This is a genomic window from Microtetraspora sp. AC03309, assembly GCF_020826795.1.
GTDB lineage: Bacteria > Actinomycetota > Actinomycetes > Streptosporangiales > Streptosporangiaceae > Microtetraspora > Microtetraspora glauca.
In genome coordinates this window covers 1-24,075 of the sequence record NZ_JADDIL010000095.1, presented here as the reverse complement: position 1 = coordinate 24,075, position 24,075 = coordinate 1, and the positions used below count along the sequence as shown (strand labels likewise).

Below are 24,075 nucleotides of genomic sequence, written 5' to 3'. Positions count from 1 at the left end.
CCTCGCTTTTCCCGTGGCGTCAACGATCTCCGGTGCCGATCACCGCCTGACCGGCCGGTGTCCGGTTGGCCCGATGAAAGTTTCACATCGCAAAGGAAGGTTTGCAAAACTCTCTTTGCAATGTTAGAACCGGAGACATGAACGAGGCCTTCCATGTCACCGATCCCCGGGCGCTCAAGGCCGTGGCCCACCCGCTGCGGGTCCGCCTCCTCGGGACGCTGCGGCTCGACGGGCCGGCGACGGCCACGGAGCTGGCCGCCAAGTTCGGCGAGAGCTCGGGCTCGACCAGCTACCACCTGCGGCAACTCGCGAAGTACGGCTTCGTCGAGGAGGACGCCGAGCAACGCGACCGGCGGGAGCGCCGCTGGCGGGCGGCCCACGCCTACACGTCGTGGAGCAACACCGAGCTGTCCGGCACTCCCGAGGGGCGCGAGGCGGTGGCCTTCATGCGCCGGCGGCAGCTGGAGGTGCTCCGGGCGACCGTGGAGGCGTTCGACCGGGACCCCGAATCCTGGGGCGCGGCGTGGATCGAGGCCGCCGGCATGTCCGACGACGTCGTCCGGCTCACGCCCGCCTCGGTCGAGGCACTCTACGGGCGCGTCTCCGCCCTCCTCAGGGAGTTCGAGGAGCGCGACAAGGACGCGCCCGACGCCGAGCGGGTGTCCGTGTTCGTCAGCGCCCATCCGGTGCGCGGCTATGTGGGGTGACACGCTGACCGCGGCGGGCGCGCGGAGACGGTACGCGCTGATCCAGTTCCTCGGGTGGCTGCCTCCCGGGCTGATGATGGCGCCGATGGTGCTGCTGATGTCCGCCAGGGGGCTCGACCTGGGGGAGATCGGCCTGGTGTCGGCCGCGTACTCCGTCACGATCGTGCTGCTGGAGCTCCCGACCGGAGGGCTGGCCGACGTCGTGGGCCGCCGGGTGGTGCTCGCGGCCGGCTTCGCCTTCAGCATGGCGGGGCTGGTCGTGATGGCCATGGCCGACTCCGTCTGGCTGTTCCTGCTCTCCTCACTGTTCAAGGGCGTCGCGCGGGCGCTGTCCAGTGGCCCGGCCCAGGCGTGGTACGTCGACGCGCTGCACGCCGCCGAGGGGCCGGAGGCCGATCTCAAGCCGGGGTTGGCCCTGGGGTCCGCCGCGAGCTCCACCGCCCTGTTCGGCGGGGTCCTCGCGGGTGGTCTCGTGCCACTCGTGCTGCCCGGCGACGCGGTGCAGCGGCTCGCCGTCCCCGTGTGGTGCGGCGCGGTCGCGGCGGCGGTGGCCTTCGTCGTGGTCCTCTCGGCCATGCCGGAGCCGCGGCGGACATCCTCGGAGGGATCGTCCGGGTCGCGCGCCGCCGAGCGGCTGAGGGAGATATTGAAGGACGTGCCGCTGACGATCCGCGGCGGTTTCCACCTCGCCGTGCGCGACCGGGGTCTGGCCCGGTTGCTCCTGGTCGGGGCGGCGGCGGGGGTGATGCTGGCCGGCATCGAGGCGCTGACCCCGGTGCGTCTCGCGGAGCTCACCGGCCACCTGGAGACGGGAAGCACGGCCTACGCGATCGTGGCCGCGGTCGGATTCGGAGCCAACGCGGTCGGCAGCTCCGTCGCCCCTTCCGTGGCCCGCCTTCTCAGCTCGTCCACGCGTACGGCGGTCGCCGCGATGATCGTCACCGCCGTGGCTCTCGCCGGTCTTGCGGCGTCGGTCACGCTGTCCGGAACCGCGGGCATCGTCGCGGCGGGCGTCGCGTACTTCGTGGTCTTCGCCGCGATGTCCGTCACCGAGCTGGTCAGGGAGGAGCTGATCCACCTCCGGGTGGAGTCCGCGCGGCGGGCCACGGTGATGTCCGTGGACTCGCTCCAGCTCCAGTTCGGCGGCATGCTGATCACGCTCGGCCTCGGCCCGCTGACCACGAAACTCGGCGTCGGCGGCACGTGGGCCGCCGTGGCCGTGGTGGTTCTCGCCTCATCGCTCCTGTTCGTACGGCTCCCCGCCCGCCGGGCGGCTCCCGTACCCGCCCCGAGTAGAACTTGATTCGGTGCGCGGGGCAGAATCTTGGAGGCGAAAGGGGCAGGCCGATGAGCAAGCCGATGGTGACGGCGGCGAACGAGCAGCAGCGTGCGGCGTGGAACGGAGGAGCTCTGCCCGAGGTCGAGCGCGTGCGCCCCGGCCTCTGGTCGATTCCCGTGCCGATCCCGATCAACCCGCTGAGGTACGTCCTCGTCTACGCGATGGAGCTGCCGGACGGCGTCGCGATCATCGACGCGGGATGGAACACCGACGAGGCATACGACGCGCTCACCGCCGGGCTCGCGGTGGCCGGATACGCGGTCACCGACATCAAGGCCGTCCTGGTCACGCACATCCACCCGGACCACTACGGCCTCGCCGGGCGGCTCCGGGAGGCGTCGGGCGCGTGGATCGGGCTGCACCCCGCCGACGCGCGGCTGGTGCACGATCGCTACGACGAGCCGGGCATCAAGGAACTCGCCGACCGGGGACGGATGCTGCTCCTGCGGGCGGGCGTGCCCGACCTGACGGCCCAGGAGCTGGCCGGGGCGTCCATGATGATGCGCAACTACGTGTCGACGGCCGTGCCCGACCGGCTGATCGAGGACGGCGAGCGGCTCGACCTGCCCGGCTGGAACCTCAAGGCGATCTGGACGCCGGGGCACTCGCCCGGTCACCTGTGCTTCGTCGAGGCCGACCGCAAGCTGCTGTTCTCCGGTGACCACGTGCTTCCCCGGATCACCCCCAACGTGGCGGTCCACCCGCAGTCGGCGCCCAACCCGCTGGCGGACTATCTCGACTCGCTGAGGAGTGTCGGCAAGCTGGACGTGGACGAGGTGCTTCCCGCCCACGAATACCGCTTCCTGGAGCTGGCGGAGCGGGTGAATTACGTGATCGGCCACCATGAGGAGCGGCTCGCGGAGATCGAGACCGTGCTCAAGGCCGCCGACGGCGTCACGTGCTGGGAGCTGGCCACCCGCCTCACCTGGTCACGGCCGTGGGAGACGATCCCGGCGTTCATGCAGCGGTCCGCGACCAACGAGACCCTCGCCCACCTGGTGTGGCTGGAGGCCCGTGGGCTGGCGACCCGGGTCGTGGGCGAGCCGGATCTGTGGCATTTCATGGAAAGCTAGTAGGAAATATTGACTTTGCCATGAGTCGCGTTTAGCGTCACGGTCATGAGCCAGGGTCCGTACCTGACCAGGCGCGTCCACGTGGACTTCGGTCACGTCGCGAGCGCCCGGTGTCGTCGTGCCTCCTAGAAACCGATCCGCCCGCAGGTGCGGGCGGCGCATTCCCTCCCTCTTCCCCCGTGCTCGTCGGGTGCCGAGGGTGGCCGCCTCTCCCGCGGGACGGCCGTGCGAAGGGACAGAGAAATGTCCCAGTACATGCATGCTTGTACAGGTAAGGAGTACGAAATGACGATCGTGACGCTGGTCGGCAACCCGAGGGCCGGATCACGGACGCTGGACGTGGCCGTCCGGGCCGCAGAGGCCGTCGCGGCACGGATCGGGCGGACGGCGCCACCCGAGGTCGTGGACCTCGCGGGGCTCGCGCCGCACCTGTTCGGCCCCCAGCCGTCCGCGCCGCTGGAGGTCGCCCTGGAACTGGTCCTCGACGCCGATCTCCTGGTGGTGGCCGGGCCGACCTACAAGGGCTCCTACACGGGCCTCCTGAAGGCGTTCCTCGACCGGCTGCCGCACCGGGCGCTGGCCGGGAAGTTCGCGTTGCCGCTGCTGGTGATGGGCGATCCGAAGCACTCCCTCGCCGTCGAGGTCCACCTGCGGCCGCTCCTGGTCGAACTGGGCGCGTGGGTCCCCACCCCGGGCCTCGCGCTGCTGGAGTCGCGGATCCCCGAGTTGGACGACGTCCTGGCCGATTGGGTGGACCAGGTCGCCCCGCAGCTCACGCTTCCCCAGGAGGTGACCGCGTGACGGTCGCGCACGAGATCCCCGAGGACAACGGCCGCTCGCGGCTCAGGCTCGTCGGCGGCACCGGCGAGGGTGTGGGCAGTGAGGAGTTCCGCCGGGCGCTCGCCGTCCACGCGGCGGGAGTCGTGGTGGTCACCGCCCTTCCCGAAGGGGAACCGGTCGGGCTGACGGCGACCTCGTTCTCCTCGGTGAGCCTGAGCCCGCCGCTGGTGTCGTTCTACGTGGCCCAGTCGTCCTCGACCTGGCCACGGCTGCGAAGGGCCGGCGACTTCGCGGTGAACGTGCTCGCGAGCGACCAGGCCGACGTCGCCTCCCGGTTCGCGAAGAAGGGCGCGGACAGGTTCGCCCACCCGACGCGCTGGAGGGCGGGGCCGGACGGTGTGCCCCTGCTCGACGACGTGTCCGCCCACCTGATCTGCCGTACGCACCACACCGTCGAGGTCGGCGACCACATCCTGGTGGTCGGCCTGGTCACGGCGACGACGGTCGAGGAAGCCGGTCGGCCGCTGCTCTATCACCAGGGCAGGTTCGGTCACTTCCTGCCGCGCTGATCGGCCGCGCCGGCCGGGATCTCGGGAGCGGATCAGGCGAGCCGCGCCGTGCCGCGGCCGGTGACGAGCGGCAGGTCGAGAAGCGTACGGATGCCGGACGGTGCGGCGCACACGGCGGCGATCGAGTTGACGGCGTGCGCCGCCGCCCCGGCCAGGCCGTGCTCGACCTCGTCGATCGTGACGGCCATGGTGGGACGGCCCTCGATGTGGACGGCGAAGCCCGGCGCGGCCCAGCGGCGCACCCGGTCGGCGTCCGCCTTGTAGACGCACTCGACCGTCATGAACGGCCGGCCCCTGACCAGGCCGCTGAAGACCCAGCGCGACGCGCAGACCGTGCCCGGCCGGACCACTCCCGCGGCGATCTCGAACTCGTCGACGGCCAGTTCGTACTCGTCGGTCTCCTCGACCTCGTCGAGCCGTACGCCGAGCGCGTGCGCGACGAGTTGGACGCTCTCGGAGAACAGCGCACGCTGGAAGGCGCGGAACGGCCGCACCGCTCCGGCGTAGTCCTTGGGCGCCCGGGTGAACCCGATCAGGTCGGTGACGATCTGCCGTGACGGGTGCCCCCGGAAGTCGGACGACTCGCGCACGTAGATGTGGTCGAGCCGGCAGGACAGCCCGGACAGCGCGAGCGGCAGCAGGTCGCTCATGAACCCCGGGTTGATGCCGGTGCCGTGCAGCGACGTCCCACCGCGCGCGCACGCCGACTCCAGCCGGTCGACCAGGCCGGGACCGTACGCCTGCGGATAGACGAACCCGGTGGTGGTGATGACGTTCTTGCCGGAGGCCAGAAGGGCGCAGACGACCTCCACGTCGGTCGCCGGATCACCGCCGAAATAGGCGGCGGGAAGCGGCATGTGCAGGACGCAGTCGGCGTCGAGCGCGAGCACCCGGTCCACGTCGTCGGTGCATGCGATCCCGGTGGATCCGAGACCGACCAGCTCCCCGGCGTCGAGCCCGACCTTGTCCGGGTCGTAGACGAGGACTCCGGCCAGCTCGAGATCCGGCCTGCTGATCACATCGCGGAGCGCGTACCCCCCGACTGCGCCGGTGGCCCACTGGACCACGCGCAGCGGCGGAGATGAGGGCATGCGGGGCCTCCAGTTAGGTGTGCCGTGACTTTCACCCATGCCCGTACGGGATCAAGGACTATAGCAGAAATTTACTCGTTCGATCACTATCTGCAACGGTGCGACATCGTCTGATGTCCCTTACGGGACGGGGAGATATTGTTTGGACAACTAGAATGTTGTTCTCCTCGAAGGGTGGACGCGATGTCCGATCTCAGGTTCGACGGAAAGGTCGCGGTCGTCACCGGTGCGGGTCACGGGCTCGGCCGGTCGCACGCTCTCCTGCTGGCCGAGCGGGGTGCCAAGGTCGTCGTGAACGATCTCGGCGGCGCCCTGGACGGCAGCGGCGCCTCCACCGGTCCGGCCGCGGAGGTCGTCGAGCTGATCACGAAGAACGGCGGCGAGGCGATCGCGAACGCCGACAGCGTCGCCACTCCGGAGGGTGCCGAGGCCGTCGTACGGGCCGCCGTCGACGCCTTCGGGCGGCTGGACATCGTCGTCAACAACGCCGGGATCCTGCGCGACAAGTCGTTCGGGAAGATGACCGTCGAGGAGTTCGACGCGGTCATCGCCGTGCACGTGCGCGGCGCGTTCCTGGTGAGCCGGGCCGCGTTCCCGCACATGAAGGAGCAGGGCTACGGCCGCATCGTCAACACCTCGTCCCCGGCGGGACTGTTCGGCAACTTCGGCCAGGCCAACTACTCCACGGCCAAGATGGGTCTGGTCGGCCTGACCAAGACCCTCGGCATCGAGGGCGCCCGCGCGGGCATCAGGGCCAACGCGATCGCGCCGATCGCCTGGACGCGGATGACCGAGACCCTGCTCCCCGCCGAGTTCGAGGCCAAGTTCACCGCGGAGCGGATCAGCCCCGTGGTCGCCTACCTGGCGCACGAGAGCTGCGAGACCAGCGGTGAGGTGTTCTCGGTCGGCGGCGGCCGGGTCGCCCGCGTGTTCGTCGCCGAGGGGCCGGGATGGCGGGACGACGCGATCTCCGTCGAGGGTATCCGCGACAACTGGGAGGCCATCATGGCCGAGCAGCCGTATCTCCAGCCCACCACCCTGGGCCAGCAGGCCGGCGCCTCCATGCAGGCCATGCTCTGACATCCGCCGCTACGGCGGGGTCGCCCGCCGGATGTGGCCGCAACGAAACGCACGGCCTCGCGTTGATCATTTGATCCGCGAGGCCGTGCGTTTTTCGTTGTGACAGCTCAGGTCCTTAACTTTTGCAGATTTCAGCGAAAGTTAGGGAAGCGGCGTAGAAAAGGTCTTCACAGTTCCGCAAAAGAAGGGTAAGTTCGCGCCATCTCACTCCGATCCGGAGGCTTTGTGAAGCGCATGCGGCCAGAGAACGTGCATCAGGCGATGCTGCTGCGGCTCCTGCGGGAGGGCGGCCGGTCGCGGGCCGAGCTCGGTGACGTGGTGGACCTGTCCAGGTCCAAACTGAACGTCGAGCTCGACCGGCTGATCGAGCTGGGCCTGGCAGAGCCGGACGGCCTCGCCGAGTCACGCGGCGGCAGGCGGTCCGGCAAGGTACGGCTGTCGCGCCAGACGAGGTTCGCCGGGATCGACATCGGCGCCACCTCGGTCGACGTCGCGGTCACCGACGGCGAGCTGGAGGTCCTCGGACATCTGAGCGAGCCGTGCGACATCCGGGAGGGTCCGGCCGTGGTGCTCGACCGGGCCATCGCCCTGCTGGGCAAGCTCCGCGAGCAGGGCCTGTTCACCCAGCTCCACGGCGCCGGCATCGGCGTCCCCGGGCCGGTGAGCTTTCCCGAGGGCGTCCCCGTCGTCCCGCCGATCATGCCCGGGTGGGACCGCTACCCGGTCAGGGAGGCGGTCAGCGAGGAACTCGGCTGCCCGGCGATGGTGGACAACGACGTCAACATCATGGCGCTCGGGGAGCTGCACGCGGGGCTGGCCAGGCAGGTCGGCGACTTCCTGCTCGTCAAGATCGGCACCGGCGTCGGCTGCGGCATCGTGGTGGACGGCAAGATCTACCGCGGAGTGTCCGGGAGCGCGGGCGACATCGGCCACATCAGGGTCGACGACGACGGCCCGATCTGCGCCTGCGGCAACTCGGGGTGCCTGGAGGCATACTTCGGCGGGGCCGCGCTGGCCCGTCAGGCCACGGCTGTCGCGCGGTCGGGCGGCTCGCCGTACCTCGCCGAGAGGCTCGCCGCGGCCGGAGCGTTGACGGCGGAGGACGTGGCGGCCGCGGCGGCGCAGGGAGACGCCGCGGCGATCCAGATCATCCGTGACGGCGGGCGCAGGGTCGGCCAGGTCCTCGCCAGCCTGGTCAGCTTCTTCAACCCCGGTCTCGTCATCATCGCCGGAGGCGTGGCCCGTCTGGGCCACGTGCTGCTCGCGGAGATCAGAAGCGTCGTCTACCGCAGGTCGTTGCCGCTGGCGACGGGCAACCTGCCCATCGTGCTCTCGGAACTGGGCGACGCCGCCGGGATCGTCGGCGCGACCCGGCTCATCAGTGACCACGTCTACTCGGCCGCGTAACGCCCATCGCAGCAACTGGAGGCATCATGCCGGTGTCACCCCCCGACACGGCACCCCTGCTCGCCATGCGGGGAATCGTCAAACGGTTCCCCGGCGTACGAGCACTGGACGGCGTCGACCTGGAGGTCAGGGCCGGCGAGGTGCACTGCCTGCTCGGCCAGAACGGCGCGGGCAAGTCGACCCTCATCAAGATCCTCGCGGGCGCGCACCAGCCCGACGAGGGCGAGGTCCTGCTGGACGGCGAGCCCGTACGGCTGGCCACCCCGACCGCGGCCATGAAACAGGGCATCGCGACCATCTACCAGGAGCTCGACCTGGTGGACGGGCTGTCCGTGGCCGAGAACATCCTCCTCGGCCACGAGCGGACCTCGTTCGGGTTCACCCGGCGCGGAGAGACCAACCGGATCGCGGCGGACCTGCTTCGACGGCTCGGCCACGGGGAGATCCCGCCGGGCACCGAGGTGGGCCGGCTGCCTCCGGCGGCCAAGCAGGTCGTCAGCATGGCCCGCGCGCTCTCCCACGACGCCCGCCTGATCGTCATGGACGAGCCCTCCGCCGCGCTCGCGCACGACGAGGTCGCCAACCTGTTCCGGATCATCCGCGAGATCACCGGCCAGGGAGTCGCGGTCGTCTACATCTCGCACCGGCTGGAGGAGATCCGCGAGATCGGCGACCGGGTCACCGTGCTCAAGGACGGCCGCACGGTCGCGGTGGGCCTCCCCGCCACGACCCCGACCGGGCGCGTCGTCTCGCTGATGACCGGTCGCGACGTCGAGTACGTCTTCCCGCCGCGACCGGAACCCGGCGGCGACCGGCCCGAGGTCCTGGGGGTGGAGGGGCTGACCGTGCCCGGCGTCTTCGCCGACGTCTCCTTCTCCGTGCGGGCCGGGGAGATCGTCGGGCTGGCCGGTCTGGTCGGCTCCGGCCGGTCCGAGATCATCGAGGCCGTCTACGGCGCGCGCCGGGCGTCCGGCCGCGTCCTGCTCGACGGCCGCCCCGTACGGCCCGGCCACACGACCACGTCCGTACGGCTCGGCATGGGCCTCGCTCCCGAGGAGCGGAAGGCGCAGGCCCTGCTGCTGGACCAGAGCGTGGCGCGCAACATCACGCTGGCCGGCCTGACCCGCTACGCGCGCCTCGGCTGGATGGACCGCCGCAGGGAGGCCGCGGAGGCGGCCCGGCTGATCGAGGCGCTGGACATCCGGCCGCGCGATCCGCGCCGGCCGGTCAAGACGCTGTCCGGCGGCAACCAGCAGAAGGCGGTGCTGGCCCGCTGGCTCGTCGAGGGCCGCAGGTTGCTGCTGCTCGACGAGCCGACCCGCGGCGTGGACGTGGGCGCCCGCGCCGAGCTGTACGCCGTCATCCGGCGGCTGGCCGACGAGGGCGTGGCCGTCCTGCTGGTGTCCAGCGAGGTCCCCGAGGTACTCGGGCTGGCGGACCGCGTGCTTGTCATCCGTGAGGGCCGGATCGTGCACGAGGCCCCCGCGGTGGACCTCGACGAGCACCGCGTCCTCGATCTGGTCATGGTTTCGACGAACGAGGAGTCCCACGTTGACTGAGGCGACCCCGACACGCGTGGCGAGAAGGCCCTTCCTGGGGAGGATCGGGGAGGTGCCGCACGTCGGCCTCGTCGCCGCGCTCGTCCTCCTGGCGATCGTCGGCCTGGTGACCAGGCCGGAGAACTTCGCCACCTCCTCCAACCTGGTGAGCATCCTCGCGCTCGCCTCGACGATCGGCGTGATCACCGTCGGCATGACCTTCGTGATCATCGGAGGCGGCATCGACCTGTCCGTCGGCGCGGTCATGGCGATGTCCTCGGTCTGGGCGACCACCCTGGCCACCCAGTCGTACGGCCCGGCGGTCATGATCGTGTGCGCGGTCCTGGTCGGCACCGGGGCCGGGCTGGTGAACGGCTTCCTGATCTCCTACGGCCGGATGGTGCCGTTCATCGCGACCCTCGCCATGCTGGTGGCGGCCCGGGGCCTGGCCCAGCGCATGTCCAACCAGCGGACCCAGCTGGTCCAGCAGGCCAACAGCGCGATCGTCGAACTGTCCACCACCCGGGTGCTCGGGCTGCCGCTGCTGGTCTACGTCTTCGCCCTGGTGGTGGTGCTCGGCTGGATCCTGCTCAACCGGACCACGTTCGGCCGCAGGACGTACGCCGTCGGCGGCAACCCCGAGGCCGCCCGCCTGGCCGGCATCGACGTCCGGCGCCACACCATGCTGCTGTACGGGCTGTCCGGCCTGTGCTGCGGGATCGCGGCCGTCCTCATCATGGCGAGGACGACCACCGGCTCCTCCACCCACGGCGACCTGTACGAACTGGACGCCATCGCCGCCGTCATCATCGGCGGCACCCTGCTCACCGGCGGCCGGGGGACCATCATCGGGTCGATCCTGGGCCTGCTGATCTTCACGGTGATCACCAACCTGTTCATCCTGAACGGGCTCAACACGAGCGACCAGCTCATCGCGAAAGGCCTGATCATCGTCGTCGCCGTGCTCATGCAGCGGCGCGGCGCACTCACCGCCACCTGACGACGCCACCCATCCGAACACCGCCGAGGGCCGGGAGCGACGACTCGCGGCTCCGGCCCTCCACACCCTCGAACCCTTCTCCTCACGCAGTCCCCCCATCTGAAACGGGAGATCACATGACCCAGAACACCGGTCGCCGGGGCTTCATCCTCGGCGGTGCCGTGATCGGCGCCGGAGCGCTCGTCTCCGCGTGCACCAGCAACGAGCCGGCCGTGCAGCCCAGCGCGGCGGCCGCCGCGGCGACGACCGCCGCCGCGCCCGGCGGCAACGACCAGCCCGGCACCCAGGTGACGATCGGATTCTCGGCGCCCGCCGCCGACCACGGCTGGATCGCGGCCATCGCCAAGAACGCCGAGGCCGCGGCGAAGCAGTACTCCGACGTGGTGTTCAAGCCGGTGGAGCCGACCAACGACATCAACCAGCAGATCTCGGCCGTGGAGTCCCTGATCCAGGCGAAGGTCGACGTCCTGGTGCTGCTGCCCAACGACGGCCAGCAGCTCAACCAGGTGGCCAGGCAGGCCATGGACGCCGGAATCCCGGTCGTCAACCTCGACCGGGTCTTCCCCGACAAGCTGTCGTACCGGACCTGGATCGGCGGCGACAACTACGGCATGGGCGTGGCCGCCGGGCATTACATCGGGAAGACGCTCAAGGAGAAGGGGGTGAGCGATCCCGTGATCGTCGAGATCCAGGGCATCGCCACGCTGCCGCTCACGCAGGACCGGAGCAAGGGCTTCGAGGACGCGCTCAAGTCGTACGGGTTCAAGGTGACCGCCAAGCAGGCCGCCCAGTTCACCGTCCAGTCCGGCACCGAGGTCACCGCGAACCTGCTGCAGGCGCACAAGAAGATCGACGCCATCTGGAACCACGACGACGACCAGGGCATCGGCGTGCTCGCCGCCATCAAGGAGGCGAACCGCAGCGAGTTCTTCATGGTCGGCGGCGCAGGATCGGCGAACGCCATGCGTGAGATCCAGTCCGGTGGCAGCGTGCTCGCGGCCACGGTGACCTACAGCCCGACCATGGCGTCGTCCGCGATCAAACTGGCCCGGCTCATCGCCCAGGACAAGGGCATGTCCGACCTCACCGAGAACCAGGTCCCCCAGTCGATCACCCTCGCGTCCGAGACCATCACCAAGGACAACGCCGCGACCTACCTCCCGTTGGGGTTCGAATCGTGAAGCCGCTGATCGGGGTGGGCATGGTGGGCTACGCGTTCATGGGACGCGTGCACTCCCAGGCCTGGCGGAACGTGACCGCGTTCTTCGACCTGCCGGTGACACCGTCGATGGCGGTGCTCTCCGGTCGGTCGGAGGACCACGCGGCCGCCGCCGCGGCCGCGCTCGGCTGGGCCGCGGTCGAGACCGACTGGCGCGAGCTGGTCGCCCGCGACGACGTGCAGCTCGTGGACATCTGCACGCCCGGTGACTCCCACGCGGAGATCGCCATCGCCGCACTGGAGGCGGGCAAGCACGTCCTGTGCGAGAAGCCGCTCGCCAACACCGTGGCGGAGGCGGAGGCCATGACCGCGGCCGCGAAGAAGGCGGCGGCGCGCGGCGTGCGCAGCATGGTCGCCTTCAACTACCGGCGGGTGCCCGCCATCGCGCTGGCCAGGAGGTACGTCGCGGAAGGACGCCTCGGGGAGATCCGGCACGTCCGCGCCCAGTACCTCCAGGACTGGATCGTGGACCCCGAGTTCCCCCTGGTGTGGCGACTGCAGAAGGACAGGGCCGGATCGGGCGCGCTGGGCGACATCGGCGCTCACATCGTGGACACCGCCCAGTTCGTCACCGGACAGCTGCTGACCGGCGTCTCCGCCCTCACCGAGACCTTCGTCAAGGAGAGGCCGCTGGCCGAGGGCGCCAGCGGGCTCGCCGGCGGCAGCCGTACGGACGGGCGGGGGCAGGTCACCGTCGACGACGCGGCGCTGTTCATCGGCAGGTTCGACGGCGGTGCGCTGGGGTCGTTCGAGGCCACCCGGTTCGCCACCGGACGCAAGAACGCCCTCCGGCTGGAGATCAACGGCTCGCTGGGCAGCCTGGCGTTCGACTTCGAGGCCATGAACGAGCTGTGGTTCCACGACGAGGCCCAGGCGGACGCCGGGTTCCGGCGGATCCTCGTCACCGAGCCCGGCCATCCCTACATGGACGCGTGGTGGCCTCCGGGCCACGGCCTGGGCTACGAGCACACCTTCACCCACGAGGTGAAGGACTTCCTGGAGGCGATCGCGGCCGGGACCGACCCCTCGCCCTCGTTCGAGGACGGCCTGCGCGTGCAGCGCGTGCTGGCCGCCGTCGAGGAGAGCGCGGCGAACGCCTCCCGGTGGACGCCGCTCTGAGCACACCCATGACATCCCGTGACATCCCCTGAGATCCCGTACCGGGAGGAGCGCAGATGACGCGACCGATCACGTTGTTCACCGGGCAGTGGGCCGATCTCCCCTTCGAGGAGGTGTGCCGGCTCGCCTCCGAATGGGGCTACGACGGCCTGGAGATCGCCTGCTGGGGCGACCACTTCGAGGTGGACAAGGCCCTTTCCGACGACACGTACGTGGAACGCAAGCGCGAGGTCCTCGCGAAGCACAACCTCGGCGTGTGGGCCGTCTCGAACCACCTCGTCGGACAGGCCGTCTGCGACCACCCGATCGACGAGCGGCACAAGGCCATCCTGCCCGCGCGCCTGTGGGGGTCCGGAGATCCCGAGGAGGTACGGCGGCGCGCGGCCGAGGAGATGAAGGACACCGCGAGGGCCGCGGCGAAGCTGGGCGTCGGAACGGTGGTGGGGTTCACCGGATCGTCCATCTGGCACACCGTGGCGATGTTCCCGCCGGTCCCGCCGTCGATGATCGAGGCGGGATACCAGGACTTCGCCGACCGGTGGAACCCGATCCTGGACGTCTTCGACGAGGTGGGCGTGCGGTTCGCGCACGAGGTGCACCCCAGCGAGATCGCCTACGACTACCACACCACGGTGCGCACGCTGGAGGCCGTCGGCCGTCGCGAGGCGTTCGGGCTGAACTGGGACCCCTCGCACATGGTTTGGCAGCAGGTCGACCCGGCCGGGTTCATCCTCGACTTCGCCGACCGGATCTATCACGTCGACTGCAAGGACACCAAGGTCCGCGTCGGCGACGGCCGCCGTGGCCGGCTGTCCTCCCACCTGCCCTGGGCGGACCTGCGGCGCGGCTGGGACTTCGTCTCGACCGGGCGGGGCGACGTGCCGTGGGAGGAGTGTTTCCGCGCGTTGAACGCCATCGGCTACGACGGCCCGATCTCGATCGAGTGGGAGGACGCCGGCATGGACCGCCTCGCCGGCGCTCCGGAGTCCCTGGCGTACATCCGGCGGCTGAACGCCATCACCCCGCCGGAAGCGTCCTTCGACGCCGCCTTCTCCTCGGAGTAGTTCACCCGTTCTGGCGGCGCGGCCGCTCGAAGCGTCGAGGCGCGGGAGTCCTCCGGGACGAGTTCCGCGGTGGCCAGTGCTCCGGGGTCAGTGCTCCGGGGTCAGTGCTCCGGTGGTCGTTGCTCCGGGGCCAGTGCCGCAGGGCGGGTTCCGCCGCCCCGGCTCAGCGCCACGCCGCGATGACGTCGTCCGCGCCCCAGACCAGGTCGGCGCCTTCCACACCGGACCGCATACCTGACAGCGAGATCACGGCGAGTCCGCTCGCCCCCGTGTCGAACCCGGGCACCTGCGCCGCGTCACGGCGGAGGGTCGCAAGGTCATGCGCGTCGAATGGGGTGCCCAGCCATTTGATGGAGCCCGCGAACGCGACGTGGCGAGCCACTGGGGCGTGGTCCGCGCCGACCAGATCGACTTCGGGAGCGAATCGGCGATTCCACCAGCCGCCCACGGCCGCAACCTCGGGCCACGGGAGATCTCCGGACGCCCCGGCGATCGTCAGCGCGTCGCGTACGACGGGTTCCACCGCGCGGCAGCGAAGGCTGGTCCATCGTCGTTGAACCAAGCGGAACGCCAGGTCCGGACGACCCCGGCGGGAATGATCTGCGGCGGAACGGAGCATGCCCAGATACATCCGCAGGTTGTGATCGGCGATCCGGTACAAGGCCGGTTTGCCCGGCTGGGTGGACAGCGGCCGATCCACGGAAAGCACCTGCTTCTCCTCCGCCAACCTGTGGAGGAGAGGGGAGAGCGAGCCGGACTTCAGCGGGCCCTCGCGTCCACCCGCCGTGGCCGCGATGGTGGCCGTGGTCCTGTCGCCGCTGCCGATCGCTTCGAGCACCCGGCGCGCCTGGTCGGGGGTGGGGAACTCGGAGAGCAGAACGGATTCCGGTACGCCGAACAAAGGGGACGCCGGATCCGCGCATTCTTCGCGGATGAAATCGAGGGCGGGCGTGGCATGCGGCCATGCGCGCAGAATCCCGGGGAGGCCGCCACTGGCCAGATAGGCGTCCACCGCGTCGCTCCCCTCCAAGCCGACGGCGTCGGCGGTCTCGGCCGGGTTGAGCGGGCCGAGCACCATGGTGTCCGCCCGCCCATAGAACGGGCGGTCGTAGGCCGTCAGCCGCTCCATCATGTGAAGGTCGCTCCCCAGCAGGAGCAGGAGGACCGGCTTCCTCGAAAGCAGTCGGTCCCACGCTGTCTGCAGCGCTCCGTCGAACAGGTCATCCTGTTCGGCGAGCCAGGGCATCTCGTCCATGACGACGATCGAGGGCACCGGGGGAAGAGCGGATGCCAGGACCCGGATGGTCGACTCCTCGGTAGATGGCATCTAGGTAGATGGAATCTACCAAGTCGCCCCTGGCTGACGGCCCGGAACGGCGACAGGCCCGCCCGGGAACGCCGGGCGGGTCTGTCCTTCGCGCGTGTTCTCAGTCCATGACGACGATCTGGCGGAGAACCTCGCCGTTCTTGAGCGAGGTGACCGCGTCGTTGAGGTCCGAGAGCTTGATCCTGGCGCTGATCATGCTCTCCAGGTCGAGCTTGCCCGCTTTGTAGAGGCCGGCGAAGAACGGGAAGTCGCGGCGCACGTCCGAACCGCCGTAGAGCGAGCTGAGGATGTTCTTGCCCTCGAAGAGCAGGTTGAACGCGGTCAGCGGCACGGTGTCGTCCATGGCGCCCGCGCCGACGACGACGACGTCGCCGCCGCGTCGCGTGGCCTGCCACGCGGTCATGATCGCGGCGGACTTGCCGACCACCTCGAAGCCGTAGTCGAAGCCCTGGCCGCCGGTGAGGCTCGCCGTCGCGTCCATGAGCTGGTCGGGGGTGATCGCGTGCGTGGCGCCGACCTTCTTGGCCAGCTCGTGCTTGGACTCCAGGGGGTCGATCGCGAGGATCGTGGTCGCGCCCGACAGCCGGGCGCCCTGGATCACCGAGAGGCCCACGCCGCCGCAGCCGACGACCGCGACAGTCGAGCCGGGGCGTACCTTCGCGGTGTTGAGCACCGCTCCGACGCCGGTGGTGATGCCGCAGCCGATCAGCGCGGCGGCCTCGTACGGCACGTCCGGGTCGACCTTGATCGCCCCCTGCCACGGAACGACGATCTCCTCGGCCCAGGTGCCGCAGCCGGCCATGCCGAACGCCGGGGTGTCGCCGCCGTAGCGGAAGCGGGCTTCCACGAAGCTCTTCATCACGAACGTCATGCAGAGGTGCGGCTGGCCGACCATGCAGTTCGGGCAGTCGCCGCACGCGGGCGTCCAGTTGATGATCACGTGGTCGCCGGGCTGGACGGAGGTCACGTGGTCGCCCACCTCGACCACCTCGCCGGCGCCCTCGTGCCCGGGGATCACGGGCAGCGGCATCGGCAGCACGCCTGAGAGCACCGACAGGTCGGAATGGCAGACGCCGGTGGCCTTGATCTTCACGCGGACGTCCGTGGGGCCGACCGGGGCCAGCGTGAAGTCGTCACGGATGTCGAGCTTGTCGTCACCGACCGCGTGCAGCAGCGCTCCGCGCATTTGACCTCCTGGGGGGTTACTCGTCTTCGAGCGATAGGGCGGCTTTGGGGCAGGAACGGACCGCGTGCCGCACGCGGTCGAGCATCTCCGCCGGCGGCTCGGGCAGTACGACGTGCAGCCGGTCGTCGTCATCGAGCTCGAAGACCTCGGGGGCCAGGCCGGTGCACACGGCGTTGGCCTCGCACACCAGCTCGTCGAGCTTGATCTTCACTGGACTCTCCTCGGATGGGGCCGCTGCTCCGGTGGGCTCAGAGGGATTCCCCGGAGCGCTGTCGTGGAGCCGCGGCGAGCTTGCTGTGGTCCCAGGAGACCACGCGGGTCGGCTCGACGACATAGCCGACGCGCTTGCGGCCGGTCTGCTCGACGTACTCCCGGAGCGGTTCGACATCGTCCATGCGGGTCATGCGCCGGGTGACCTCCATCCCGATGCCGAGGACGCCCGCGGGGTCGTCGACACGCTTGGCGACGCCGTACAGCATGATGCCGCGCAGTTCGGAGTACTCGTCGCCGTCCTCGATCAGGCAGGTGATCCGGGAATCGCGCTCGATGTTGCGGGCCTTCTGGGCCTTGCCGTACGTCCAGAAGGCGATCTTCCCGTCGACCAGGCCGTAGAACATGGTCACCATGTGCGGGGTGCCGTCGGGGTTGATCGTGCCGAGCTGGAGCTTGCGTGCGCCGTCGAGCAGCTTCGCGATCTCTTCCTCGGACATCGCAATCTGGGAGCGCTGGTTCACGCAGCAAAGTAGAACATGTTCCATCATGCCGGACAAGGGGACAGTGGAACCTTGTTCGGGTTGTTGTGGGCTAGGCTCCGTCCCTTGCAGGCGACAGCCGTACGAAAAGGACGACCATGCTGAAGGTGACCGACCGGTGACCACCGTCACGATGCCCGCTGATCTGCGGTACGCCGCGGAGCGGGCCAAGGGCTTCATGCCGCCGGAGGAGGGCCAGGCCCTCTTCGAACTCGCCTGCGCGTACGGCTCGCGCGGCCCGATCTGCGAGATCGGCACGTACTGCGGCAAGTCGGCGATCTACCTGGGCGCCGGCGCGCGCGTGGCGGGCTCGGTCGTGTTCACGGTGGACCACCACCGCGGCTCGGAGGAGATCCAGCCGGGATGGGCTCACCACGACCCCACGCTGATGGACCCGTGCTTCGGGAAGATGGACTCGCTGCCGTTCTTCCGCCGCACGATCGCCACCGCCGGCCTTGAGGACGAGGTCATCGCCGTCGTCGGCGCCTCAGAGACCGTCGCCAGGCACTGGAACACACCGCTGGCCATGCTCTTCATCGACGGAGGGCACTCGGAGGAGCCGGTGACCCGGGACTACGAGGGATGGGCCCCGCACGTGGTCGAGGGCGGGGCGCTGGTCTTCCACGACATCTATCCCGACCCGGCGGCCGGGGGGCAGGCGCCGTACCGCGTCTATCTCCGCGCCCTCGCCTCCGGGGCCTTCACCGAGGTCCGTGCCGACGGCTCCCTGCGCGTCCTCGAACGAACCGGCCCGGGCATCTAGCCCTCGCCGCGAGGTCCGTCGGCCCGTCCGACTGTGTCGCCGGTACGTGGTGCCATCGGGGTTTCGGTCCGGAACCCCGATGGGCAGACGTCGCCGGATGATCTCCCCGGGTCTAGGCGCGGGCGTGCTCGCAGCCGCAGTCGCCGGTGATGCGGACCTCGTGGTCACCGGCGTTACGGAAGATCGCGGCTCCGGGCGTCGCCCCGGACAGCGCGTCCGCGGCGAGGATCACCGCCGCCGCCGTGTAGGCCGACCGCTCGTGCGGGAAGTGTTTCTCGTTCACGAACTGCCAGCCCGTCCAGTACGAGCCGTCCTCGTGGCGCAGGTGCTGCATGTCGGCGAACACGCGCAGCGCCCTGTCCCTGTCGCCCATCGCGTCCAGGGTCAGCACCAGCTCGCAGGACTCCGCGCCGGTCACCCAGGGCTGGTCGGAGACGCAGCGGACGCCGAGATCGGGGACGACGAAGGTGTCCCACTCCTCTTCGATGCGCTTCTCGCCCTCGGCCCCGCGTACGGCACCGCCGAGGACGGGGTAGTACCAGTCCATCGAGAAGCGGCTCTTGTCGGCGAACGCCTCAGGATGTGCGGCGAGCACGTGTCCCAGCCGGTCGGCGGCCAGTTCCCAGTCGGGCTGCGGATCGCCGAGCCGTTCACCGAGCAGGACACCGCTGCGGAGTCCCTGGTAGATCGACGCGGATCCGGTGAGCAGCGCGTACGCCGCGGGGACGCCGTGCGCGTCGCGCTCCCAGACGATCTCGCCGCGGGTGGTCTGCAGCCCGACGACGAAGTCCAGCGCCCGGGTGACCATGGGCCACATGGACGCGGCGAACGCCTCGTCGCCGGTCACGAGCAGGTCGTGCCAGACTCCCACGGCGACGTACGCGGCGTGGTTGGACTCGCCGCCCTTCTCGACGGGCTCGCCGCCGGCCACCTTCATCGGCCACGAACCGTTCTGGCGCTGGTACCGGGCGAGCCAGTCGTAACCCCGGCGAGCCTCCTCGCGCAGGCCGGCCACGGTCATGGCCATCAGGCATTCGACGTGGTTCCACGCGTCGATGTGGCCCTCCGGCCAAGGCACGCCGCCCTCGCCGTCCTGGACCGCCGCGATGCTCCTCGCGGTGGCCACCACCTGATCCGCTGTGATCGCTCCCGGGACGGCCGGCACGCTCATGCCGCCGCGCCTCGCCGCTCGGAGTCGGGTCGTGCCGAAGGCGCGCGCGGCGGCACGTCGCGAGACGCGCGCGGCCGGTCGACGCTCCCGCTGCGCTCGCTCATGCCGGCTTCCGGACGTAGACGACCACGCTCTTGCCGATCAGCGGGTTGAGCACGGCCTCCGCGATCCGGGTGGCGGCGGGGCGCTTCATGATGTCCCACACGAGGAGCTCGTGGTAGGCCTTGGCCAGCGGATGGTCGTCGTTGTTCACGCCCACCGCGCACTTGATCCACCAGTACGGCGCGTGCAGGCCGTGAGCGTGGTGGTGGGAGCCGACCTCAAGGCCGGACGCCTTCAGCTTGGCCTGGAGTTCCGCCAGCGTGTAGATCCTGATGTGCCCGCCGGGAGCGGTGTGGTAGTCCTCGGACAGCGCCCAGCAGATGCGTTCCGGCAGGAAGCTCGGCACGGTGATCGCGGCCCGCCCGCCCGGCTTGAGCACGCGGACGATCTCCCGCATGGCGGCCATGTCGTCGGGGATGTGTTCGAGCACCTCGGCCGCGATCACGCGGTCGAAGGACGCGTCGGGGAACGGCATGTGGAGCGCGTCGCCGACCACGGTGTCCCCGGAGGCCCCGGGCGGCACCTGACCCTCCTTGTCCATGGCGGCGAACATCGCGGCGACGCCTTCCAGCTCGGCCGCGTCCATGTCGAAGGCCACCACGTCGGCGCCCCGGCGGAGCACCTCGAAGGCGTGCCGGCCGCCGCCGGCGCCGAGGTCGAGAACACGGTCGCCTGGCCCGACGGGGAGCCGCTCGAAGTCGACGGTCAGCACTCCTGCCTACCTTTCGTGATCATGCGGATGCTTCCGGCGCGGCTTCGTGGCGCGCGTGGGGACGAGAACGCCCGCTCGCGGCGCGATCTCACGAGGCGGTGGCCGTACGGGCGGCGATGGCCTCGCGGTAGGCGTCGACGGTGCGCTGGGCGACCACCGGCCACGCGTAGCGCTCCATTACGCGGTCGTAGCCCTTGCGGCCGACCTCCGCGCGCTCCTCGGGGGAGTCGAGCAGGCGGCGCAGTACGGCGGCCAGTTCCTCCGGGTCGCCGGGAGCGACCTGGACGGCGGCGTCCCCGACGACCTCGGGCAGGGCGCCCGTCCTGGACGCGACGAGGGGTGTTCCGCAGGCCATGTGCTCCACCGCGGGGAGCGAGAAGCCCTCGTACAGCGAGGGCACGACCGCCACCTCGGAGGTGGCGATCAGCTCGGCCAGCTCGTCGTCCGAGATCCCGTGGACGAACCGGACCCGGTCGCGCAGGGAGAGCTCGGAGACCAGCTTCTCCGTCGGCCCGCCGGGGGTCGGCTTGCTGACCACGGTCAGGTGGACGTCGCGCTCGGTGGCGAGCTTGGCGACCGCGCGCAGCAGGGTCGCGACGCCCTTCATGGGGGAGTCCGCGCTGGCCACGGCCACGATCGAGCCGGGCCGCTTGGGCAGCTGCGGCCGGGGGTGGAAGAAACGGGTGTCCACGCCGAGCGGGATGAGCCGCATGTTGGCCTGGGGCACGTTGAAGTCGCGGTGGATGTCCGCGAGGGACGACTCGCTGACGGTGAGGATCGGGCTGAGCCGGGGGGCGACGATGCTCTGCATACGGACGAATCCGTACCAGCGACGCATGGAGAGCTTCTTCCAGCCCTTCGCGGCCTTCAGCTCGATCCGCCGGTCCACACTGATCGGGTGGTGGATGGTGCCCACGACCGGGAGGAGCTTCTGGATGCCCAGCACGCCGTATCCCAGGGTCTGGTTGTCCTGGACGACGTCGAAGTCGCCCTGGCGCTTCTTGAGCTCGCGGTAGGCCCTGAGGCTGAAGGTGAGCGGCTCGGGGAAGCCCGCCGTCCACATCGTGGCGACTTCGAGCGCGTCGATCCAGTCGCGGTACTCGCCGAGTTTCGGCGTGCGGAACGGGTCGGCGTCGTCGTAGAGATCCAGGCTGGGGACCTTGTTGAGGATGACCCCGTCGTCGAGTTCGGGGTACGGCTGGCCGGAGAAGACCTCGACGTGGTGCCCGAGTGCGACCAGTTCGCGGCTGATGTGGCGCAGGTACACCCCCTGGCCTCCGCAGGTGGGCTTGCTGCGATAGGACAGCAGCGCGACTCGCAGCCTCTCCGCCAAGGGGCACCCCTCTCCAGCTTTGCCCCCCTTGGGGCTGCCATAAAGATGACCTTAGCCTGGGCACCCCACCAGTGGGGATACCGAGGTGAAATTGGTCTCTTGTGGGGCGTTCACATGGCCCCAACTGGGAAGTTAGCTTACCCGAATCTGGTTCGGTGGAACATGTTCTAGCGTGGTGTCCGTGTCGCAGCTGCGCTCAGATCGGCCCAGAGGGGTACATTCGCCTCTCATAGCTGCTTTCCCCGCAATCTCATGCGGACTTCGGAGAATTCGGGTGCCCCCGATGCGAGGAGGATCCCTTGGCCAGGCGTGCGCTGATCACTGGCATCACCGGCCAGGACGGCTCGTATCTCGCCGAACATCTGCTGAGTGAGGGATACGAGGTCTGGGGGCTGGTACGCGGTCAGGCCAACCCTCGCGTCTCGCGGGTGCGCCGGTTGCTGCAGGACGTCCAGCTCGTCCGCGGCGACCTGCTGGACCAGGGATCGCTGATCTCCGCGGTGGAGAAGGTGCAGCCCGACGAGGTCTACAACCTGGGCGCGATCTCGTTCGTCCCGATGTCCTGGGAGCAGGCGGAGCTCACCGCCGAGGTCACCGGCATGGGCGTGCTCCGCATGCTGGAGGCGATCCGGGTCTGCTCCGGGATCACCGCCGCGCGTGGCGCGGGCTCCGGGCAGATCCGCTTCTATCAGGCGTCGAGCTCGGAGATGTTCGGCCAGGTCCGGGAGACCCCGCAGAACGAGCGCACACCCTTCCATCCCCGCTCTCCGTACGGCGTGGCCAAGACGTACGGGCACTTCCTCACCCAGAACTACCGCGAGTCGTACGGCATGTTCGCCGTGTCGGGCATCCTGTTCAACCACGAGTCGCCCAGGCGCGGAGCCGAGTTCGTCACTCGCAAGGTGAGCCTCGGCGTCGCCCGGATCAAGCTGGGGCTGGCCACCGAACTGCGGCTCGGCAACCTGGAGGCGCGCCGCGACTGGGGGTTCGCCGGTGACTACGCCCGGGCCATGCGTCTGATGCTCCAGGCCGCGGAGCCGGAGGACTACGTGATCGGCACCGGCCGGACCCAGTCGGTACGGGAACTGGTCGAGGCCGCCTTCGGCGCGGCCGGACTGGACTGGGAGCGATATGTCGTGTGCGATCAGTCCCTGCACCGCCCGGCGGAGGTGGACCTGCTCTGCGCCGACCCGAAGAAGGCCAGGACGCAGCTCGGATGGGAGCCGACGGTCGCGTTCGAGGAACTCGTCGCCATGATGGTCGAGTCCGACCTCGCCCTCCTCGCCGGAGGCGGCGACCCCCACCAGGACTCCTCCTGGCCCTGATCGCGGGCGGCATTTCAATTCGGCCGCCGAGCGTTCCGCGCGGAATGGTGTCCGTCGAGACTTCCGAGAAGTATCGTCCGCGACCATGTGACAAGCGCGGCGATGAGCGTCCGCGTGCGATCGACTCCGCCCGGAAAGAATGGCAGCACGATCAACGCCGGTGCGCAGCACAAGGTGACCAACGTCATCGGAATGAACGCGATGGCGATGATCAGCACGCGCTGCCGGCGGGGCAGCGAAGAGAGAATCCCGAGCATCGATTCCAATGCCCCCACCTCCCGGATGGCTCATATGCCGTGTAACGAGAACGCTGCCAGAGGAAGAGGGGGGTGCGCGTCCCCCGCAACACCCGTTGCCGAGCCGCAACGGGTGTTGCGACGCGGTTGGCAACACCTGATTCCATTTCCTTATGGAGTCGTTCGGCGATGTGGGCGACGATCTGCTCATGGCCGGAACATTGGAGCCCGCGAAGCGCGGTGGGACAGGGCCCGGCGAGCTCTGCGCGTTGCCGGACGATCTGGAACGTGAGGTCCGGGAATTCGCCGGGCAACTACGCGAGATCTTCGGAATGCTGCACATGTCCCTGGGGCAGTACGCGGCGCTGAACTATATGGACAAGGGGGCGCTGTCCCGTTATCTGAGTGGTCGCAGGATTCCCGCCCGTCCGTTTCTTGACGGCCTACTCGGCGAGCTGACCAAGGCGAGAGGAAGACCCGTCACGACAGAAGTCCGGGAGCATCTTCACGATCTGCATCTTCGCGCGTTGGAATCGCGCGACAAGCAGGCGTTCCAGGTGCAGGTCGTGACGGACCAACTGGCCACGGCGACGACCGAACTGCGCGAGACACGGAATCAGGTGAAAAGCCTGCAGGAGGTCCTGGCGGCCCGTGAACAGCAGGTCGAGGAGTTGATCAGGGACAGCCGACAGTTGCGCGCCGCCTGGGCGGATGAACGCGAACGTACGCAGGCGGAAATCGGACTCCTGCGGGAGCAGGAGCGGGAACGCGACCAACTGCTCGCGGAGATCGAGACGCTGCAACAGCGGTTGACGTACGCGCGAAGACGCCAGATCGAAGCCGAGCGGCGTTGCCGGCTGCTCGAAGCGGCGCTGGAGTCCGTGGGCGATCCGCGTGCGGCCGAGCGCGAAGAAGGCGCGACCGCCCGCGACGACGAATCCACCGAGAGCGCTTCGCCGGCGTCGTCCCGATCCGCCAGGAGGTGGCCGTCCGGGCATCAGCCCATGACCTACCCCGCCATCGAGCGCGATCCGGCCCCTTTCACGCGCGAGAGCGACTGGTGGCCGTCGCCGGGAGATCCGTGGCCGGAGCAGGCGGCCGCGTGGAGGTCGCCGTACTGATCGGGTGCGGCGACTGGGGGCGCGGCGGTTCGGGGTGCGGTGCCGTGGGGCGATTCGGGCG

The 24,075-nt window shown here is 69.8% G+C and carries 24 protein-coding genes; 15 read left to right on the top strand and 9 right to left on the bottom strand.

From position 1 onward, the window contains the following. Positions 1–137: 137 nt before the first annotated feature. The 5 genes from IMZ11_RS37370 (at position 138) to IMZ11_RS37350 (ending at position 4,468) form a co-directional block, all read left to right on the top strand. The gene (locus tag IMZ11_RS37370; RefSeq protein ID WP_228647383.1) at positions 138–707 is read left to right on the top strand and encodes a helix-turn-helix domain-containing protein; all 570 of its coding nucleotides are present in this window, start codon (positions 138–140) and stop codon (positions 705–707) included. Next, positions 697–2,010: an MFS transporter gene (locus tag IMZ11_RS37365; protein ID WP_228647381.1), complete on the top strand. Its 1,314-nt coding sequence runs from the start codon at positions 697–699 to the stop codon at positions 2,008–2,010. The genes IMZ11_RS37370 and IMZ11_RS37365 overlap by 11 nt, the downstream gene beginning before the upstream one ends. 44 nt (positions 2,011–2,054) lie before the next feature. Continuing rightward, the gene (locus IMZ11_RS37360) at positions 2,055–3,119 is read left to right on the top strand and encodes an MBL fold metallo-hydrolase (protein ID WP_228647380.1); all 1,065 of its coding nucleotides are present in this window, start codon (positions 2,055–2,057) and stop codon (positions 3,117–3,119) included. Positions 3,120–3,404: 285 nt separating this feature from the next. Further along, positions 3,405–3,920, top strand: coding sequence for an NADPH-dependent FMN reductase (locus IMZ11_RS37355; RefSeq protein ID WP_228647379.1), 516 nt, complete (start codon positions 3,405–3,407; stop codon positions 3,918–3,920). A 71-nt stretch (positions 3,921–3,991) separates the two neighbouring features. Next, entirely contained in the window at positions 3,992–4,468 is a 477-nt protein-coding gene (locus IMZ11_RS37350) for a flavin reductase family protein (protein ID WP_228647396.1), read from the top strand. Between the two features lie 32 nt (positions 4,469–4,500). Here IMZ11_RS37350 and IMZ11_RS37345 read toward each other — a convergent pair whose 3' ends face one another. Beyond that, complete coding sequence (locus IMZ11_RS37345; RefSeq protein ID WP_228647377.1) at positions 4,501–5,559, bottom strand: dihydrodipicolinate reductase; 1,059 nt, start codon at positions 5,557–5,559, stop codon at positions 4,501–4,503. Positions 5,560–5,742: 183 nt separating this feature from the next. On the opposite strand from IMZ11_RS37345, the gene IMZ11_RS37340 reads away from it, so the two are divergent. From IMZ11_RS37340 to IMZ11_RS37310, 7 genes are all read left to right on the top strand, one after another. Beyond that, entirely contained in the window at positions 5,743–6,639 is an 897-nt protein-coding gene (locus IMZ11_RS37340) for an SDR family oxidoreductase (protein ID WP_228647375.1), read from the top strand. Positions 6,640–6,873: 234 nt separating this feature from the next. Beyond that, a complete protein-coding gene (locus tag IMZ11_RS37335; protein WP_061255257.1) occupies positions 6,874–8,046 on the top strand; it encodes an ROK family transcriptional regulator in 1,173 nt (390 codons plus the stop codon). A gap of 26 nt (positions 8,047–8,072) precedes the next feature. Continuing rightward, on the top strand, positions 8,073–9,605 hold the full coding sequence (locus tag IMZ11_RS37330) for a sugar ABC transporter ATP-binding protein (protein ID WP_228647372.1): 1,533 nt from the start codon (positions 8,073–8,075) through the stop codon (positions 9,603–9,605). Beyond that, a complete protein-coding gene (locus IMZ11_RS37325; RefSeq protein ID WP_061255138.1) occupies positions 9,598–10,584 on the top strand; it encodes an ABC transporter permease in 987 nt (328 codons plus the stop codon). Before IMZ11_RS37330 ends, IMZ11_RS37325 begins: the two co-directional genes overlap by 8 nt. A gap of 116 nt (positions 10,585–10,700) precedes the next feature. Beyond that, positions 10,701–11,765 (top strand): substrate-binding domain-containing protein, encoded by a 1,065-nt coding sequence (locus tag IMZ11_RS37320; RefSeq protein ID WP_228647370.1) that lies wholly within the window; start codon positions 10,701–10,703, stop codon positions 11,763–11,765. Further along, positions 11,762–12,922, top strand: coding sequence for a Gfo/Idh/MocA family protein (locus tag IMZ11_RS37315; protein WP_228647368.1), 1,161 nt, complete (start codon positions 11,762–11,764; stop codon positions 12,920–12,922). Before IMZ11_RS37320 ends, IMZ11_RS37315 begins: the two co-directional genes overlap by 4 nt. Positions 12,923–12,978: 56 nt before the next feature. Further along, complete coding sequence (locus IMZ11_RS37310) at positions 12,979–13,986, top strand: sugar phosphate isomerase/epimerase (RefSeq protein ID WP_061255136.1); 1,008 nt, start codon at positions 12,979–12,981, stop codon at positions 13,984–13,986. A 163-nt stretch (positions 13,987–14,149) separates the two neighbouring features. Here the strand turns inward: IMZ11_RS37310 and IMZ11_RS37305 are convergent, their stop codons facing one another. The 4 genes from IMZ11_RS37305 to IMZ11_RS37290 form a co-directional block, all read right to left on the bottom strand. After that, the gene (locus tag IMZ11_RS37305) at positions 14,150–15,313 is read right to left on the bottom strand and encodes an ATP-binding protein (protein ID WP_228647366.1); all 1,164 of its coding nucleotides are present in this window, start codon (positions 15,311–15,313) and stop codon (positions 14,150–14,152) included. 100 nt (positions 15,314–15,413) lie between these two features. Further along, positions 15,414–16,499 (bottom strand): alcohol dehydrogenase catalytic domain-containing protein, encoded by a 1,086-nt coding sequence (locus IMZ11_RS37300; RefSeq protein ID WP_228647364.1) that lies wholly within the window; start codon positions 16,497–16,499, stop codon positions 15,414–15,416. Positions 16,500–16,515: 16 nt separating this feature from the next. Then, a complete protein-coding gene (locus IMZ11_RS37295) occupies positions 16,516–16,710 on the bottom strand; it encodes a ferredoxin (RefSeq protein ID WP_061255134.1) in 195 nt (64 codons plus the stop codon). 37 nt (positions 16,711–16,747) lie between these two features. Continuing rightward, a complete protein-coding gene (locus tag IMZ11_RS37290) occupies positions 16,748–17,233 on the bottom strand; it encodes a pyridoxamine 5'-phosphate oxidase family protein (protein WP_228647362.1) in 486 nt (161 codons plus the stop codon). Positions 17,234–17,384: 151 nt separating this feature from the next. On the opposite strand from IMZ11_RS37290, the gene IMZ11_RS37285 reads away from it, so the two are divergent. Further along, positions 17,385–18,014: a class I SAM-dependent methyltransferase gene (locus IMZ11_RS37285; protein WP_061255255.1), complete on the top strand. Its 630-nt coding sequence runs from the start codon at positions 17,385–17,387 to the stop codon at positions 18,012–18,014. A gap of 112 nt (positions 18,015–18,126) precedes the next feature. Here the strand turns inward: IMZ11_RS37285 and IMZ11_RS37280 are convergent, their stop codons facing one another. The 3 genes from IMZ11_RS37280 to IMZ11_RS37270 all read right to left on the bottom strand — a co-directional run bounded on the left by IMZ11_RS37280 (position 18,127) and on the right by IMZ11_RS37270 (position 21,332). Further along, the gene (locus tag IMZ11_RS37280) at positions 18,127–19,185 is read right to left on the bottom strand and encodes a prenyltransferase (protein ID WP_228647360.1); all 1,059 of its coding nucleotides are present in this window, start codon (positions 19,183–19,185) and stop codon (positions 18,127–18,129) included. A 100-nt stretch (positions 19,186–19,285) separates the two neighbouring features. Next, positions 19,286–19,999 carry a class I SAM-dependent methyltransferase gene (locus tag IMZ11_RS37275; protein ID WP_061255131.1) on the bottom strand — a complete coding sequence of 238 codons (714 nt, stop codon included), beginning with the start codon at positions 19,997–19,999 and terminating at the stop codon, positions 19,286–19,288. An 88-nt stretch (positions 20,000–20,087) separates the two neighbouring features. Next, positions 20,088–21,332 carry a glycosyltransferase family 4 protein gene (locus IMZ11_RS37270; RefSeq protein WP_228647358.1) on the bottom strand — a complete coding sequence of 415 codons (1,245 nt, stop codon included), beginning with the start codon at positions 21,330–21,332 and terminating at the stop codon, positions 20,088–20,090. A 299-nt stretch (positions 21,333–21,631) separates the two neighbouring features. On the opposite strand from IMZ11_RS37270, the gene IMZ11_RS37265 reads away from it, so the two are divergent. Beyond that, positions 21,632–22,657, top strand: a complete 1,026-nt coding sequence (locus IMZ11_RS37265) for a GDP-mannose 4,6-dehydratase (RefSeq protein ID WP_228647356.1) — start codon at positions 21,632–21,634, stop codon at positions 22,655–22,657. A 14-nt stretch (positions 22,658–22,671) separates the two neighbouring features. On the opposite strand, the gene IMZ11_RS37260 is transcribed toward IMZ11_RS37265, so the two are convergent. Beyond that, complete coding sequence (locus IMZ11_RS37260) at positions 22,672–22,923, bottom strand: hypothetical protein (protein WP_228647354.1); 252 nt, start codon at positions 22,921–22,923, stop codon at positions 22,672–22,674. Between the two features lie 143 nt (positions 22,924–23,066). Here IMZ11_RS37260 and IMZ11_RS37255 point away from each other — a divergent pair, with 143 nt between their 5' ends. Beyond that, positions 23,067–24,014, top strand: coding sequence for a hypothetical protein (locus tag IMZ11_RS37255; RefSeq protein ID WP_228647352.1), 948 nt, complete (start codon positions 23,067–23,069; stop codon positions 24,012–24,014). The last annotated feature ends 61 nt before the right edge of the window (positions 24,015–24,075 follow it).

Bases quoted from the DNA above. Each gene is read 5' to 3' on its own strand.
- IMZ11_RS37340 (WP_228647375.1), top strand. From the start codon at position 5,743: ATGTCCGATCTCAGGTTCGACGGAAAGGTCGCGGTCGTCACCGGTGCG.
- IMZ11_RS37365 (WP_228647381.1), top strand. From the start codon at position 697: ATGTGGGGTGACACGCTGACCGCGGCGGGCGCGCGGAGACGGTACGCG.
- IMZ11_RS37330 (WP_228647372.1), top strand. From the start codon at position 8,073: ATGCCGGTGTCACCCCCCGACACGGCACCCCTGCTCGCCATGCGGGGA.
- IMZ11_RS37345 (WP_228647377.1), bottom strand. From the start codon at position 5,559: ATGCCCTCATCTCCGCCGCTGCGCGTGGTCCAGTGGGCCACCGGCGCA.
- IMZ11_RS37370 (WP_228647383.1), top strand. From the start codon at position 138: ATGAACGAGGCCTTCCATGTCACCGATCCCCGGGCGCTCAAGGCCGTG.
- IMZ11_RS37355 (WP_228647379.1), top strand. From the start codon at position 3,405: ATGACGATCGTGACGCTGGTCGGCAACCCGAGGGCCGGATCACGGACG.
- IMZ11_RS37285 (WP_061255255.1), top strand. From the start codon at position 17,385: ATGCCCGCTGATCTGCGGTACGCCGCGGAGCGGGCCAAGGGCTTCATG.
- IMZ11_RS37320 (WP_228647370.1), top strand. From the start codon at position 10,701: ATGACCCAGAACACCGGTCGCCGGGGCTTCATCCTCGGCGGTGCCGTG.
- IMZ11_RS37310 (WP_061255136.1), top strand. From the start codon at position 12,979: ATGACGCGACCGATCACGTTGTTCACCGGGCAGTGGGCCGATCTCCCC.
- IMZ11_RS37255 (WP_228647352.1), top strand. From the start codon at position 23,067: ATGGAGTCGTTCGGCGATGTGGGCGACGATCTGCTCATGGCCGGAACA.
- IMZ11_RS37305 (WP_228647366.1), bottom strand. From the start codon at position 15,313: ATGCCATCTACCGAGGAGTCGACCATCCGGGTCCTGGCATCCGCTCTT.
- IMZ11_RS37300 (WP_228647364.1), bottom strand. From the start codon at position 16,499: ATGCGCGGAGCGCTGCTGCACGCGGTCGGTGACGACAAGCTCGACATC.
- IMZ11_RS37360 (WP_228647380.1), top strand. From the start codon at position 2,055: ATGAGCAAGCCGATGGTGACGGCGGCGAACGAGCAGCAGCGTGCGGCG.
- IMZ11_RS37280 (WP_228647360.1), bottom strand. From the start codon at position 19,185: ATGAGCGTGCCGGCCGTCCCGGGAGCGATCACAGCGGATCAGGTGGTG.
- IMZ11_RS37335 (WP_061255257.1), top strand. From the start codon at position 6,874: ATGCGGCCAGAGAACGTGCATCAGGCGATGCTGCTGCGGCTCCTGCGG.